Raw genomic sequence first — 12,903 nt, 5'->3', positions numbered from 1 at the left:
CGCACCCGATGACTTCCTACCAGGACAAGCCGTGGCTGGCGCAGCTCACCGAGGCGCAGCGCGAGCCCGTCGACCCGCTCGCTTCCCTGCTGCACGTCTTCCGCGACGCGGTCCGCCACGTCCCCGGCAGCACCGCCCTCGCCTACTTCGACGCCCGCCTCACCTACGCCGAGACCGACGCGCTCTCCGACGGCGTCGCCGCCCACCTCGCCGCCCACGGCTTCCGGCCCGGCGACCGCGCAGTGGTGATGCTCCAGAACACCCCGCACTTCGTCCTCGCCCTCCTCGGCGTCTGGAAGGCCGGCGGCGTCGTCGTCCCCGTCAACCCCATGTACAAGACGGGTGAGATGGCCCATGTGCTGTCCGACGCCGAGGTCACCGCCGTCGTCTGCGCCGACCACACCTGGGACGCGTTCCTCCGGGAGACCGCCGCCCGGCAGCCGTCCGTACGGATCGCTCTGACCGCCTGCGAGGCGGGCCTCCAGACCCGCGACGACGCACGGGTGCTGCGCCCCGAGCGCCTCGGCCCCCGGGAGGGCGCCGACGACCTGCTGACCGTCGCCCGCAACGCCGCCGCCGCGCCGGTGCCCGCCGTCGACGGCCCGGCCGCCACCGACACCGCGCTGATCAGCTACACCTCCGGCACCAGCGGCACGCCCAAGGGCGCCGTCAACACCCACGGCAACCTCTCCTACAACGCCGAGCGGCAACGCACCGGACTGCGACTGCCCGCCGGGTCCACCTACTTCGCGCTCGCCCCGCTCTTCCACATCACCGGCCTGGTCTGCGAGCTGGCCGGTGCCTTCGCCAACCACGGCATCTGCGCGCTCACCTACCGCTTCGAGGCGGGCGCCGTCCTGGACGCCTTCCTGGAGTACCGCCCGGCCTTCACCGTCGGCCCCGCCACCGCGTTCATGGCGCTGCTGGCCCACCCGGACGTGACCTGCGACCACTTCTCCTCCTTCGCGATGATCGCCTCCGGGGGCGCTCCGGTGCCGCCCGCCCTGGTGGAGGCGTTCCGCGCCGGATCCGGCCGCTACCTCCACAACGGCTACGGCCTGACCGAGACCAGCGCCACCCTCGCCACCGTCCCGCCCGGCCGCGAGGCGCCCGTCGACCCGGAGTCCGGCACCCTCGCCGTCGGCGTGCCGGGACCCGACGCCGTTGTCCGGATCGTCGACGCGGCGGGCGCCGACGTGCCGTTCGGCACCCACGGCGAGATCGTGGTCCGCGGCCCGCAGGTCGTCCCCCGCTACTGGCGGCGCCCCGACGCGACCGCACAGGCGATACCCGACGGCGAGCTGCGCACCGGCGACATCGGCTTCATGGACGACGGCGGCTGGCTCTATGTCGTCGACCGCAAGAAGGACATGATCAACGCCTCCGGTTTCAAGGTCTGGCCGCGCGAGGTCGAGGACGTCCTCTACACCCACCCGGCGGTGCGCGAGGCGGCCGTCGTCGGCGTCCCGGACGCCTACCGGGGCGAGTCCGTCAAGGCGTACGTCAGCCTGCGGCCCGGCGCCGCCCCGGACCCGGCCGAGCTGTCCGGCTACTGCCGTGAGCGGCTCGCCGCGTACAAATATCCCCGGGAGGTCGAGATCCTGCCCGAACTGCCGAAGACCACCAGTGGGAAGATCCTCCGGCGGGAGCTGCGTGACCGCGCACGCCCCGACGGCCGGTGACCGGCCGACGACTCCCGCGAACGACCCGCGCGCAACGACGAAGGAACAGGTGACGGCGATGGCCGCAACGAAGGACGGCGACGGCACGAAGCCGGTGGCGCAGCGGTTGCTGGCCACCGCCACCCACCTCTTCGCGGAGCGCGGCTACGACCGCACCTCCGTCCAGGAGATCGTCGACGCGGCGGGCGTCACCAAGGGCGCCCTCTACCACTACTTCGGCTCCAAGGAGGACCTGCTCCACGAGGTCTACGGCCGGGTGCTCCGCCTCCAGCAGGAGCGCCTGAACCACTTCGCGGACGCCGACGCGCCGGTGGAGCAGCGGCTGCGCGACGCCGCCGCCGATGTCGTCGTCACCACCATCGAGAACCTCGACGACACCAAGATCTTCTTCCGGTCGATGCACCACCTCGGCCCGGAGAAGGACAAGCAGGTACGGGCCGAACGCCGCCGCTACCACGAGCGGTTCCGGGCACTGATCGAGGAGGGCCAGCGCAGCGGCGTCTTCGCCGCCGATGTCCCCGCCGACCTCGTCGTGGACTACCACTTCGGCTCGGTCCACCACCTCGGCACCTGGTACCGCGAGGACGGCCCGCTCACCCCGCAGCAGGTCGCCGACCACCTCGCCGGACTCCTGCTGCGGGCCCTGCGGCCGTAACGGGTAACGGGAACATCGGCGCGCCCCCCGGCGTTGTGGTCCCGCAGGGGGCGCGCCCGACCCCTACGGGAGGCGTTCGACCGCGCCCTACGGGCACCGCACCCGGTACGGGCACCGCACCCGGTACGGGCACCGCCCCCTACGGTTACCGCCCGCCCTACCGGTAGCGCTTCAGCTCCCGCCGGGCCAGCGACCGCTGGTGCACCTCGTCCGGGCCGTCCGCCAGGCGCAGCGTCCGGGCCCCTGCCCACAGCTCGGCCAGCGGGAAGTCCTGGCTGACACCGCCCGCGCCGTGCAGCTGCACCGCCTTGTCGAGGATGTCCACGACGGTGCGCGGGGTGGCGATCTTGATGGCCTGGATCTCGGTGTGCGCGCCCTTGTTGCCGACGGTGTCCATCAGCCAGGCGGTCTTCAACACCAGCAGCCGCAGCTGCTCCACCGCGACTCGCGCGTCCGCGATCCACTCCTGCACCACGCCCTGCCCGGCCAGCGGCTTGCCGAACGCCTCCCGGGACACCGCGCGGCGGCACATCAGCTCGATGGCCCGTTCCGCCATCCCGATCAGCCGCATGCAGTGGTGGATCCGGCCGGGGCCCAGTCGCGCCTGGGCGATGGCGAAGCCGCCGCCCTCCTCGCCGATGAGGTGCGCCGCCGGGACCCGTACGTTCTCGAAGACCATCTCGGCGTGGCCGCCGTGGTAGTGGTCCTCGTAGCCGTAGACCTGCATCGCCCGCTTGACGGTCAGGCCCGGCGTGTTGCGGGGGACCAGCACCATCGACTGCTGGCGGCGGATGTCCGCGCCGTCCGGGTCGGTCTTGCCCATCACGATGAAGATCCGGCAGTCCGGGTGCATCGCGCCGGAGATGTACCACTTGCGGCCGTTGATGACGTAGTCGCCGGAGCCGTCGGTGGCCTTCTCGATCCGGGTCTCGATGTTGGTCGCGTCCGACGACGCCACGTCCGGCTCGGTCATCGCGAACGCCGAGCGGATCTCCCCGGCCAGCAGCGGCGCCAGCCACTCCGTGCGCTGCGCCGCGCTGCCGAACTGCGCCAGCACCTCCATGTTGCCGGTGTCCGGCGCCGCGCAGTTCAGCGCGGTCGGCGCCAGCTGCGGGCTGTGGCCGGTGATCTCCGCGAGCGGGGCGTACTGGAGATTGGTCAGCCCGGCGCCCAGCTCCGCGTCCGGCAGGAAGAGGTTCCACAGCCCCTGCCGCCGCGCCTCGGCCTTCAGCTCCTCCACCACCGGCGGCGTCCGCCACGGCGAGTCGAGCGTGGCGCGCTGCTCCTGCGCCGTCGCCTCGGCGGGCAGGACGTGCTCGTCCATGAAGGTCAGCAGCTGCGCGCGCAGCTCCTCGGTACGGGCGTCGAATGCGAAGTCCATGGGTGCCTCAGCCTTCCTTGAGGGTGGTGAGTCCGTGGTGGATGAAGACGGGCACGAGTTCGCCGATCCGGTCGAACCCTGCGCCGACGGTCTGCCCGAGCGTGTACCGGTAGTGGATGCCCTCAAGGATCACCGCGAGTTTGAACCACGCGAACGCGGTGTACCAGGCGATCGCCGAGGTGTCCCGCCCGGAGCGCTCCGCGTAACGGGCGATCAGCTCACCCGGCGCCGGATGGCCGGGCGCAGCGCTCGTGGTGGAGACCGGCGACTCGGCGAGCCCCAGATCGGAGCTGTACATCGCCAGCAGTCCGAGGTCGGTCAGCGGGTCGCCGAGCGTGGACATCTCCCAGTCGAGGACGGCCGCGGGGGCGTCGTCCGCGCCGATCAGGACGTTGTCGAGGCGGTAGTCACCGTGGACGACGGACGGCGCGGGCGAGGCGGGCAGCGCCCGGCCCAGTCCCGCGTGCAGCGCGTCGATCCCCGGCAGGTCGCGGTTGCGTGATCCGTCCAACTGCTTGCCCCAGCGCCGCAGTTGTCGCTCCAGGAAGCCGTCCGGACGCCCGAACCCGGTCAGCCCGACCGCCTCCGGGTCGACGGCGTGCAGATCGACGAGCGTGTCGACGAGCGACAGCACCACCGCCCGGGTCCGCTCCGCACCCAGCGGCCGCAGCTGCTCCGCGGTCCGGTACGGCACGCCCTCGACCAGCTCCATCACATAGAACGGCGCCCCGATGACGGACTCGTCCTCGCACAGCAGCAGCGTCTCGGGCACCGGCACCGGGGTGTGGTGCAGCGCGCTGATCACCCGGTGCTCGCGGCTCATGTCGTGCGCGGTGGCCAGGACATGGCCGAGCGGCGGGCGGCGTACCACCCAGGAGGATGCGCCGTCGGTGACACGGTAGGTGAGGTTGGACCGCCCGCCCTCGATCAGCTGTGCGCGCAGCGGGCCGGCCGTCAGGCCCGGCCGTTCGCGCTCCAGATGGCGGCGGAGCGCCTCCGGGGCGAGTCCGGGCGGCGCCTGTGGGGCCGCGCCCGGTGGGGGAGGGGTGCCCTTGCTCATCGTGGCCTCCATGCGGAGTGGACGGTCGGACGGCGCCGCACGGTGACGGCGGCGCGGGATGTGCCCGAGGGTCGTCTCCGGGCGCCCGCGTACGATCATGCCGACTAGTCGGTATGGAGTCCAGTGTCCCGGCGTGGGGGATGGGTCACGCGGCCACGGGCGGCCGCTCATGGGGGGCGGGCGTACGGCCCCGAGGGGCGCGCGGCGAACGGCGTGCGCCGGGGGTGCGGGAGGCCGCCCCGCGCCCCCGGCGCACCTTCCGCTCAGGCGTGACAGGCCGCCGGCACCCCGCCGTTCAGCACGGTCATATCGGCGAACCCGGCCCGCACGTCCAGCGGCGCACCGGGCTCGGCGCCCTCCAACTCCGCGTACGCGCGGTGCAGATTGGCCACCAGCCGCTCGCTCTCGGCCAGCTCCGCGAACGGCCCGAGGTCGGCGCCGGTGGCCGCCTCCAGCGGGCTCAGCCCGGCCGCGTGGCTGCGCCGCGCCAGCTCGTCGACGTACCGCAGATACCGCTCGACGGTGTCGTACACCTCCGGCCCGGTCACCGGCCCGTGGCCCGGCACCACCGTCGTCGCGTCCAGCGACCGCAGCAGCTCCAGCGCGCGCAGCGACCCGGCGAGCGACCCCATGAACAGGAACGGCGTACCGCCGTGGAAGATCAGATCCCCGGTGAAGACGGTGCGCCGCCCCGGCAACCACACCACCGTGTCGCCCCGGGTGTGCGCGACGCCCGGGTGGATCAGCCGCGCCTCGATGTCACCGACGTACAGCGTCAACTCGTCCGTGTACGTCAGCGACGGAGGTGTCAGCACGATGTCGCCGAAGTCCGTCTCCGGCCACACCGCCTCCAACTGGTGCCCCGCCGCGAGGAGCTCGCTCCGGCAGGCGGCGTGCCCGACGATCGTGGCCGCCGGGGCGAAGACGGCGTTGCCGTAGGTGTGGTCGCCGTGGTGGTGCGTGTTGACGACGGTACGCGGCGCGGGCGCCCCGCTCTCCGCGATCCGCCGCGCCAGCAGCCGCGCCCGCCGCTCGGTCGCCGCGGTGTCCACCAGCAACGTCGCCTCGCCGTCGGTCACCACCCCGGCGTTGTTCAGACACCAGCCACCGTCCGGCTGGATGAACGCCGAGACACCCGGGCTCAGTTCGGTCAGCCCCGGCTCCTCGGGGACGGCGGGCACGGGGGAGGCGGATCCGGAGGGTCGGGGCATGGGGAGGCTCCTCGGGGATGGCGGTGGTCCGTCCGCCGCCCGGGGCTGACCCCGCGCCTCTCGGGGCGGGCCATGGCTCTCGCGGAGCGGCGGTCACGTCACCGTATCGCCGAAGGACGGGGCGGCAGGGTGGCGGCTACGCGTGGGGCTACGGGCGGGGGCTTACGGGGCGGGGCGGCCGCGCTGCACCGGCCGGGCCCGGCCGCCGTGGCGCCGGGTGGTCTGCGTCGGCCGGGCCGCCCGGCCGTACGGAACGGGGCACGGCCCGCACGAGGCCGCCTGGCCTCAGCCGTACCCGCCGGGCGAAGTCAGGGCCCTGGGCCGGGCCTCGCCCGCCGCACCCACCGGGCCGGTGCCTGAGGCGAGCCCGAGCCGAGCCCGCAGCCCACCCCGTACCCCGAGCCGAGCCCGCAGCCCACCCCGTACCCCGAGCCGAGCCGGCCACCGTTCCCCTCACCCATCAAAGCCCCCACCCACCAAAACCACCCCACCCAATACCGCCAACACCACCGTGCACAGCGCCACAACCCCCGCCTTGCGCACCCGCAGCACCACCGGACGCCCCTCCGTCATCTCCTGCATCCGGCGATGTGCCACCAGCCCGAACACCAGCCACACCACCCCCGTCAGCGCCACCGCACCCGCCGCCACCGCTCCCGGTGCCGCGGACTGTGTCAGCCGTCGGACGGCCAGCGCCACCACGACCGTGCAGGAGAGTGTCGTCCGCCGCCAGGCCAGCCGGGTGCGCTCCGGCTGCAACCCGGGATCCCGGGCCTCGGCCCCGTCCCGCGTCGTGCCCATGCTCAGCGCGTCCAGCCGACCGCGACGAGCACCACCATCGCGGCGGCCAGCGCCCCCACGACCAGCGCCAGCAGCGACGGGAAGCGCGACACCGGCAGATCCTCGCCGCGCCGCATCGCCCGCTCGCACCGCACCCAGTGGTTCACCGCCCGCACCGCGCACAGCGCCCCGGCCACCAGCAGCGCCACCGTGAACACCGTCCGCAGCCCCGGATGCAGCCGCGGCAGGAACTGATCGACCGCGAAACCGCCGCCGACCAGCGCAAGTCCGGTCCGTAGCCATGCCAGCAGGGTCCGCTCGTTCGCCAGCGAGAAGCGGTAGTCGGGCGTCCGGCCCTCCTCACCGATCCGCGCGGGCGACCACCACAGCCGCGCCGCCTCGCGCACCGACCGCAGGTCACCACTCACGGCCGCACCGCCATCAGCGGGCCTCGCCGGCGTGCCACTCCCGCAGCCGCCGGTACGCCGCCACCCCGTCCGGCGTCCACGGCCACTCCGCCAGCCGCCGCTCCAGCTCCTCCTCCGTGACGAAGGCATGCCAGGCGACCTCCGACTCCTGCGGCACCACCGCGAGCGTGCACCGCACCTCGTACACCGCCGACCACCACGAGCCGCCGTCCGCCTCGTAGAGGAACGAGAAGCGGTGCTCGGGCCGGTCGAGCCCCTGGACGCCCAACTCCTCCTCGGCCTCCCGCAGCGCCGCGTCGTCGTAGCTCTCCCCGGCGCCCACCACACCGCCGACGAACATGTCGTAATGCCCGGGGAAGACCAGCTTCCGGTCCGTTCTGCGGTGGACGAAGATCCGGTCCTCGGCGTCCCTGACCAGGATGAACGTGCAACGGTGACGGAGGTTGCGGGCATACGCCTCGCCGCGCGGCGCCTGGCCCACCACCCGGTCCTGCTCATCGACGATGTCGAGCACTTCGTCCGCGTCGAGCGGTTGCTGATCGGTCATGCCGCCATGCAACCACCGGCGCACCGCCACCGGAACGCCGGGCCCCGCCACCGGCGACCGGCCGCCTCAGCGCGGCGCCAGTGCCCGCGCCCGCGGATGCGGCGGCCCCGAGCCGGGCGGCATCGCCGGATGCCTGCCGATCAGCACGATCCCCACCACGATCGCCACGATCCCGGCCGCCTGCCACGCCAGCGCGCCCGGTGTCACCCGCAGCTGGTCGCCGAGGAACCCCACCCCGCACGCGATCCCGGCCAGCGGCTGCGCCGCCGTCAGCGCCGGGAGCGACAGCCGCAGCGGCGCCGTCTCGAACGCGCTCTGCACGAGCACCAGCGCCGTCACCCCGAGCGCGACCACCGCGTACGGCTGCCAGCTCGTCGCCACCGCCGTCCAGCCGCCCGCGGTGAACCGGTCCCCGCTCATCCGCGTCAGCGCGTCCTGCAATCCGTACAGCAGACCGGCCGCGGTCCCCAGCAGCGCCGCCTCCAATGCCATCCACATCCGCTTGGCGATCGCCGTCAGCAGCAGCGCCGTGCCCAGCACCACGCCGATGATCAGCCACTGCCTCAGCGGGTCGGCGGTCGCCTGTCCGCCGTGCGGCCGCCCCGCCACGATGAACGCCGTCACCCCGCCCGCCAGCAGCCACAGCCCGGCCCACCCGCTGCGCCCCAGCCGCTGCCGGGTCAGCCACCGCGACAGCGCCATCGCGAACAGCAGATTGGTCGCCAACAACGGCTCGACCAGCGTGATGTCGCCCATCCCCAGGGCGAACGCGCCCAGCGCCATCCCGCACACCATCAGCCCGATCCCGGCGAGCCAGCGCGGCATCCGCGCCAGATCGAGCAGCAGCCGCAGCGAGAGGAAGTCCTTCATCGGCGCGTGCTGCGCGGCCGCCTGCTGGAAGACGAAACCCAGGCCCAGGCAACAGGCCGCACCGACGGCCAGCAGAATCACGGTCACGGACATACACCTCGTATCGGGCGGTGTGGAGGTGAGCCCGAGGATAGCCACCCGGCCCGCCCGCCGCGGTGGCCGCCGTCACGTCGGCCTGCCGCGCCACGCCACCGCCCCGCCCCACCGGCCCACAACGCCCGCCATCACCCCATGCCGACCGGTTGGTACGAGCTGTTGACGCCCGTACCGACCTGCGCAGAGGATCGGATCACCACGGCATCCGGGGCGTCCGGCACGCCCCGGTGAGGAGAGCTGACGATGGCGTACGACGCTGATGTGATCGTGATCGGAGCGGGCCTGGCGGGCCTCGCGGCCACCGCGGAACTCGCCGAAGCGGGACGGAAGGTGATCCTCCTCGACCAGGAGCCCGAACAGTCCCTCGGCGGCCAGGCCCACTGGTCCTTCGGCGGCCTCTTCCTCGTCGACTCGCCCGAGCAGCGCCGCCTGCGCATCCGCGACAGCCACGACCTGGCCTGGCAGGACTGGCTCGGCACCGCCGGATTCGACCGCCCCGAGGACCACTGGCCCCGCAAATGGGCCGAGGCGTACGTCGACTTCGCCGCCGGGGAGAAGCGCTCCTGGCTGCACCGCCAGGGTGTCCGGTTCTTCCCCGTCGTCGGCTGGGCCGAACGCGGCGGCTACGACGCGACCGGCCACGGCAACTCCGTCCCGCGCTTCCACGTCACCTGGGGCACCGGCCCCGGCCTCGTCGCCCCCTTCGCCCGCCGGGTGCGCGCCGCAGCCGCGCGCGGCCTGGTGGACCTCCGCTTCCGCCACCGCGTCACCGGCCTGACCCGCACCGGCGGCGCCGTGGACACTGTCAGCGGCGACCTCCTCGTCCCCTCCGACGCCGAACGCGGCACCCCCAGCAGCCGCGAGACGGCCGGTACCTTCGCACTCCGTGCCCAGGCCGTGATCGTCACCTCCGGCGGTATCGGCGGCAACCACGACCTGGTCCGCGCCAACTGGCCGGAACGGCTCGGCACACCGCCGCGCCACATGCTCTCCGGCGTCCCCGCCCACGTCGACGGCGCGATGCTCGGCATCGCCGAGGAGGCCGGGGCCCGCCTCATCAACCGCGACCGGATGTGGCACTACACCGAGGGCATCGACAACTGGAACCCGATCTGGCCGCAGCACGGCATCCGGATCCTCTCCGGACCGTCCCCGCTCTGGCTGGACGCGACCGGCAAGCGCCTGCCGGTGCCGCTCTTCCCCGGCTTCGACACCCTCGGCACCCTCGACCACATCATGCGCACCGGCCACGATCACACCTGGTTCGTGCTCACCCGGAAGATCATCGAGAAGGAGTTCACCCTCTCCGGCTCCGAACAGAACCCGGACCTGACCGGCAAGTCCGTCCGCGACGTCCTCGGCCGCGCCCGCGGCGGCGTCCCCGGCCCCGTCCAGGCGTTCCTCGACCACGGCGCCGACTTCCTCACCGCCCGCACCCTGCCCGCACTGGTCCGCCAGATGAACGACCTGACGGGTGAGCCACTGATCGACGAGGCCGCGCTCCACCGCGAGATCGTCGCCCGCGACCGCGAGATCGCCCATCCCTTCACCAAGGACCTCCAGGTCACGGCCATGCGTGGCGCCCGCAAATACCTCGGAGACCGCCTCATCCGCACCGCGTCCCCCCACCGCCTCCTCGACCCCAAGGCGGGCCCCCTCATCGCCGTACGCCTCCACATCCTCACCCGCAAAACCCTCGGCGGCCTGGAAACCGACCTCTCCTCCCGTGTCCTCACCCCCGACGGCACCCCGCTGCCCGGCGTCTACGCGGCAGGCGAAGCCGCCGGCTTCGGCGGCGGCGGCGTCCACGGCTACCGCTCCCTGGAGGGCACGTTCCTCGGCGGGTGCCTCTTCTCGGGCCGGACGGCGGGGAGGGCGGCGGCTCGGGAGGTTGCCTGAGCGGAATCCGCACCGCGGGGCTGCCGGCACGCCGGGCGTTCCGGTCCGGTCGGGCCGCCGGGCACGCCCGGCCCTACGGCAGAGGCAGCCCCGGCGCCCCCGGCAGGCCCACGCCATGAGGCACGGCCAGCCTCACCCCTCCAGCGCCTCCCGCACCCGCCGCGACACCGTGAACGCGTACAGATCCAGCACCCCCGGCGGCTCCGCGATCCCCGGCCCACCGGCCCGTATCCACTCCGCGATGTCCGCCAGCGCGTCCTCGTCGTTGACCAGCCCGAGCCACACCGGGCGCCCGCCCGCGGCCCGCCCGGCGGCCGACGGCTGCACCACGACCACATTCGCCTGATCACAGACGTCCAGGCACTCCGAGGCCCGCACCGGCGCGGCGCCGCCCAGCGCCGCCCGCAGCCGCGGGATCTGCCCTGCATGATCGACACCGGGAACCTTCGCCCCGTCACCACAGCAGCAACCACGGCAGACAGTGACCCGGCACGGAGCTTCGGCGGCCACCCGCCCGGAACGCTTGGCACTCATCCGGCCCATGCTACGTGCGCCCCGAACCACCTCCCTGCCCGCTCCGCACCGGCCCCCACGCCCCCGTACGCGCCGTGCGCACCGGCACGCGCCCGCCGCCGATCGGCACCGGGCAATCTCGGGCAGGGACGGGCCGAACCGCGGCCTGAAGCTGATCGCCGCACCGCGGGTCTCGTCGTCAGAAGTGCCGCACCAACTCGCCGAACGTCCCGAGCCGCAGCACCTTCCCGTCCGCCGGATCCAGCTCCGCGTGCTCCAGCACCCACGTCCGGTCGTGCGGGATGAACACGGCGTTCAGACCCGCCGACCGGGCCGGAAGGATGTCCGACCGCGGCGAGTTGCCGATCATCCACGCCTCCGCCGGCGCCACCCCGTACTCCCGCACCAGCCCCTCGTACGTGGTCACATCCTTCTCCGGCACGATGTGCACGCCCCGGAAATGCCCGCCCAGCCCGGACGCGGCCACCTTGCGCCGCTGCTCCTCCGCCTCGCCCTTCGTGAGCATCAGCAGCTCATGACGCCCCGCCAACTCCGCCAGCGTCTGCGGCACCCCGTCGATCAGCTCCACCGTTCCGCCGTCGAACGCCGCCGCCCACCCGGCGATCCGCGCGGCCTCCCGCGCGTTCGCCGTTCGCCCCCGCAGCCGCGCCAGACACTCCGCGAGGCTGCGCAGAAAAACCTTGCTGCCGTAGCCGTACGTCACCGCGTTCGCCGCCTCGATCCCGTCGAGCACCGCCCGCACCTCGTCCCGCCCGAGCCCGGGACGCTCCATCCAGTCCAGAAACTCCTCGATGACCCGCTCGAAGATCACGTTGTTCTCCCACAACGTGTCATCCGCATCAAAGATCAGCACCCGCCCGCCCTCCCCGCGCCATCCCACCAACGGCGCGCAGGCTACGGGACCGACCTCGTGGGCGCACCGGAATTACGAGGCGGTGTACTCCCGGGGCCGGGCATCGGGATCCCGGGACCTTGCTGCCTACGAAATGGGGTCCTTGGGGGACAGCGTGCCCGGGAAAGCCTTCAGGAAGGCGACGCCCTCGGGGATCACGGTTGTTCCCCAGGACTCGTCGGTAAAGCCGATCTGAAATTCCTTGGAGCCCTTGTGCTTGCGGCGCGTCCAAGCGATGGCGTCGCACCGGAAGACCGGCCCCATCTCGTACGCATCGCCCAGCTTCGAACCGCCACGGCGCTTTTGCCAGGAGAAAAAAACGCGCATCACTTTCGGTGAGCGCGAAGGCCGTCACCGCGCCCCCGGAGCACAGCGGTTGCGAGGCCGCCGTCCAACCGGCCTACCAGGCTCCCCCAAGTTCCGAAGAAAATATAATTCTTCCGCTTCCGCTGTTCTGTGTAGCGTTTTCCCGCCCCCCTCCGTCTCCGATTTCCAGCCCTTGGTGGAGAACCCGGCACCATAACGCAGTAGGGCAGGGGCGAAGGATTGAGGTTTGGTCGAAAACGTCGAGGGGGCATGCAGGTAAAAGAGCGAGCGATGCGGCATGGATTCGGACGGCAGGAGCGTTCTGGAATGTCGCGATATGGCGGAGTTTCATTCGGATATCTTCGGTAAGGCGCTTGGTTCAGGTTGTGGACGCTTCCCATCGCGTGCAGCAGGCGTTCTTGTCCGGCTTTTCGGCGTCAACGCCATTTGGTTGCTCTGGAGTTGGGGGCGGCCCGGCGATCCCGCTGCGTGTGACGCCGGCGAGTCCGTCTGGGTGCAGCCCGCTTCGGTCATCCTCGCCAGGCGGTAAGTGGCACGGAGT

The 12,903-nt window shown here is 72.8% G+C and carries 13 protein-coding genes; 3 read left to right on the top strand and 10 right to left on the bottom strand.

All coding sequences use genetic code 11. The features are described 5' to 3' along the window. Positions 1 to 8: 8 nt before the first annotated feature. Together OG422_RS05475 and OG422_RS05470 are read left to right on the top strand one after the other, a co-directional pair. Positions 9 to 1,682 (top strand): class I adenylate-forming enzyme family protein, encoded by a 1,674-nt coding sequence (locus OG422_RS05475; RefSeq protein ID WP_405740295.1) that lies wholly within the window; start codon positions 9 to 11, stop codon positions 1,680 to 1,682. Between the two features lie 58 nt (positions 1,683 to 1,740). Further along, complete coding sequence (locus tag OG422_RS05470) at positions 1,741 to 2,337, top strand: TetR/AcrR family transcriptional regulator (protein ID WP_143944061.1); 597 nt, start codon at positions 1,741 to 1,743, stop codon at positions 2,335 to 2,337. Between the two features lie 157 nt (positions 2,338 to 2,494). On the opposite strand, the gene OG422_RS05465 is transcribed toward OG422_RS05470, so the two are convergent. The 7 genes from OG422_RS05465 to OG422_RS05435 form a co-directional block, all read right to left on the bottom strand. Next, positions 2,495 to 3,718 (bottom strand): acyl-CoA dehydrogenase family protein, encoded by a 1,224-nt coding sequence (locus OG422_RS05465; protein WP_405740291.1) that lies wholly within the window; start codon positions 3,716 to 3,718, stop codon positions 2,495 to 2,497. 7 nt (positions 3,719 to 3,725) lie between these two features. After that, positions 3,726 to 4,778: a phosphotransferase family protein gene (locus tag OG422_RS05460; RefSeq protein WP_405740288.1), complete on the bottom strand. Its 1,053-nt coding sequence runs from the start codon at positions 4,776 to 4,778 to the stop codon at positions 3,726 to 3,728. A 263-nt stretch (positions 4,779 to 5,041) separates the two neighbouring features. Further along, positions 5,042 to 5,989, bottom strand: a complete 948-nt coding sequence (locus OG422_RS05455) for an MBL fold metallo-hydrolase (protein ID WP_405740285.1) — start codon at positions 5,987 to 5,989, stop codon at positions 5,042 to 5,044. A gap of 453 nt (positions 5,990 to 6,442) precedes the next feature. Next, a complete protein-coding gene (locus OG422_RS05450) occupies positions 6,443 to 6,790 on the bottom strand; it encodes a DUF202 domain-containing protein (RefSeq protein ID WP_405740282.1) in 348 nt (115 codons plus the stop codon). Positions 6,791 to 6,792: 2 nt separating this feature from the next. After that, positions 6,793 to 7,197 (bottom strand): YidH family protein, encoded by a 405-nt coding sequence (locus OG422_RS05445; protein WP_405740279.1) that lies wholly within the window; start codon positions 7,195 to 7,197, stop codon positions 6,793 to 6,795. Between the two features lie 13 nt (positions 7,198 to 7,210). Beyond that, a complete protein-coding gene (locus OG422_RS05440) occupies positions 7,211 to 7,744 on the bottom strand; it encodes an NUDIX hydrolase (protein WP_143944243.1) in 534 nt (177 codons plus the stop codon). A 66-nt stretch (positions 7,745 to 7,810) separates the two neighbouring features. Then, the gene (locus tag OG422_RS05435; protein ID WP_186000471.1) at positions 7,811 to 8,707 is read right to left on the bottom strand and encodes a DMT family transporter; all 897 of its coding nucleotides are present in this window, start codon (positions 8,705 to 8,707) and stop codon (positions 7,811 to 7,813) included. Between the two features lie 246 nt (positions 8,708 to 8,953). Here OG422_RS05435 and OG422_RS05430 point away from each other — a divergent pair, with 246 nt between their 5' ends. Beyond that, complete coding sequence (locus OG422_RS05430; protein WP_405740275.1) at positions 8,954 to 10,609, top strand: FAD-binding dehydrogenase; 1,656 nt, start codon at positions 8,954 to 8,956, stop codon at positions 10,607 to 10,609. A 132-nt stretch (positions 10,610 to 10,741) separates the two neighbouring features. Here OG422_RS05430 and OG422_RS05425 read toward each other — a convergent pair whose 3' ends face one another. The 3 genes from OG422_RS05425 to OG422_RS05415 all read right to left on the bottom strand — a co-directional run bounded on the left by OG422_RS05425 (position 10,742) and on the right by OG422_RS05415 (position 12,362). Continuing rightward, on the bottom strand, positions 10,742 to 11,143 hold the full coding sequence (locus OG422_RS05425; protein WP_143944241.1) for a (2Fe-2S) ferredoxin domain-containing protein: 402 nt from the start codon (positions 11,141 to 11,143) through the stop codon (positions 10,742 to 10,744). Positions 11,144 to 11,321: 178 nt separating this feature from the next. Further along, positions 11,322 to 11,996 (bottom strand): HAD family hydrolase, encoded by a 675-nt coding sequence (locus OG422_RS05420; protein WP_143944242.1) that lies wholly within the window; start codon positions 11,994 to 11,996, stop codon positions 11,322 to 11,324. Between the two features lie 126 nt (positions 11,997 to 12,122). Next, positions 12,123 to 12,362: a hypothetical protein gene (locus OG422_RS05415; protein WP_405740271.1), complete on the bottom strand. Its 240-nt coding sequence runs from the start codon at positions 12,360 to 12,362 to the stop codon at positions 12,123 to 12,125. Between the last annotated feature and the right edge of the window lie 541 nt (positions 12,363 to 12,903).

Origin of the sequence: Streptomyces sp. NBC_01525, assembly GCF_045040405.1 — a bacterium.
GTDB lineage: Bacteria > Actinomycetota > Actinomycetes > Streptomycetales > Streptomycetaceae > Streptomyces > Streptomyces benahoarensis.
This window is presented reverse-complemented; position numbering and strand designations above follow the sequence as displayed.

What these genes read in the sequence shown, in the direction of transcription:
- OG422_RS05475 (WP_405740295.1), top strand. Translation starts at nt 9, where the DNA reads ATGACTTCCTACCAGGACAAGCCGTGGCTGGCGCAGCTCACCGAGGCG.
- OG422_RS05470 (WP_143944061.1), top strand. Translation starts at nt 1,741, where the DNA reads ATGGCCGCAACGAAGGACGGCGACGGCACGAAGCCGGTGGCGCAGCGG.
- OG422_RS05465 (WP_405740291.1), bottom strand. Translation starts at nt 3,718, where the DNA reads ATGGACTTCGCATTCGACGCCCGTACCGAGGAGCTGCGCGCGCAGCTG.
- OG422_RS05460 (WP_405740288.1), bottom strand. Translation starts at nt 4,778, where the DNA reads ATGAGCAAGGGCACCCCTCCCCCACCGGGCGCGGCCCCACAGGCGCCG.
- OG422_RS05455 (WP_405740285.1), bottom strand. Translation starts at nt 5,989, where the DNA reads ATGCCCCGACCCTCCGGATCCGCCTCCCCCGTGCCCGCCGTCCCCGAG.
- OG422_RS05450 (WP_405740282.1), bottom strand. Translation starts at nt 6,790, where the DNA reads ATGGGCACGACGCGGGACGGGGCCGAGGCCCGGGATCCCGGGTTGCAG.
- OG422_RS05440 (WP_143944243.1), bottom strand. Translation starts at nt 7,744, where the DNA reads ATGACCGATCAGCAACCGCTCGACGCGGACGAAGTGCTCGACATCGTC.
- OG422_RS05435 (WP_186000471.1), bottom strand. Translation starts at nt 8,707, where the DNA reads ATGTCCGTGACCGTGATTCTGCTGGCCGTCGGTGCGGCCTGTTGCCTG.
- OG422_RS05430 (WP_405740275.1), top strand. Translation starts at nt 8,954, where the DNA reads ATGGCGTACGACGCTGATGTGATCGTGATCGGAGCGGGCCTGGCGGGC.
- OG422_RS05425 (WP_143944241.1), bottom strand. Translation starts at nt 11,143, where the DNA reads ATGAGTGCCAAGCGTTCCGGGCGGGTGGCCGCCGAAGCTCCGTGCCGG.
- OG422_RS05415 (WP_405740271.1), bottom strand. Translation starts at nt 12,362, where the DNA reads ATGCGCGTTTTTTTCTCCTGGCAAAAGCGCCGTGGCGGTTCGAAGCTG.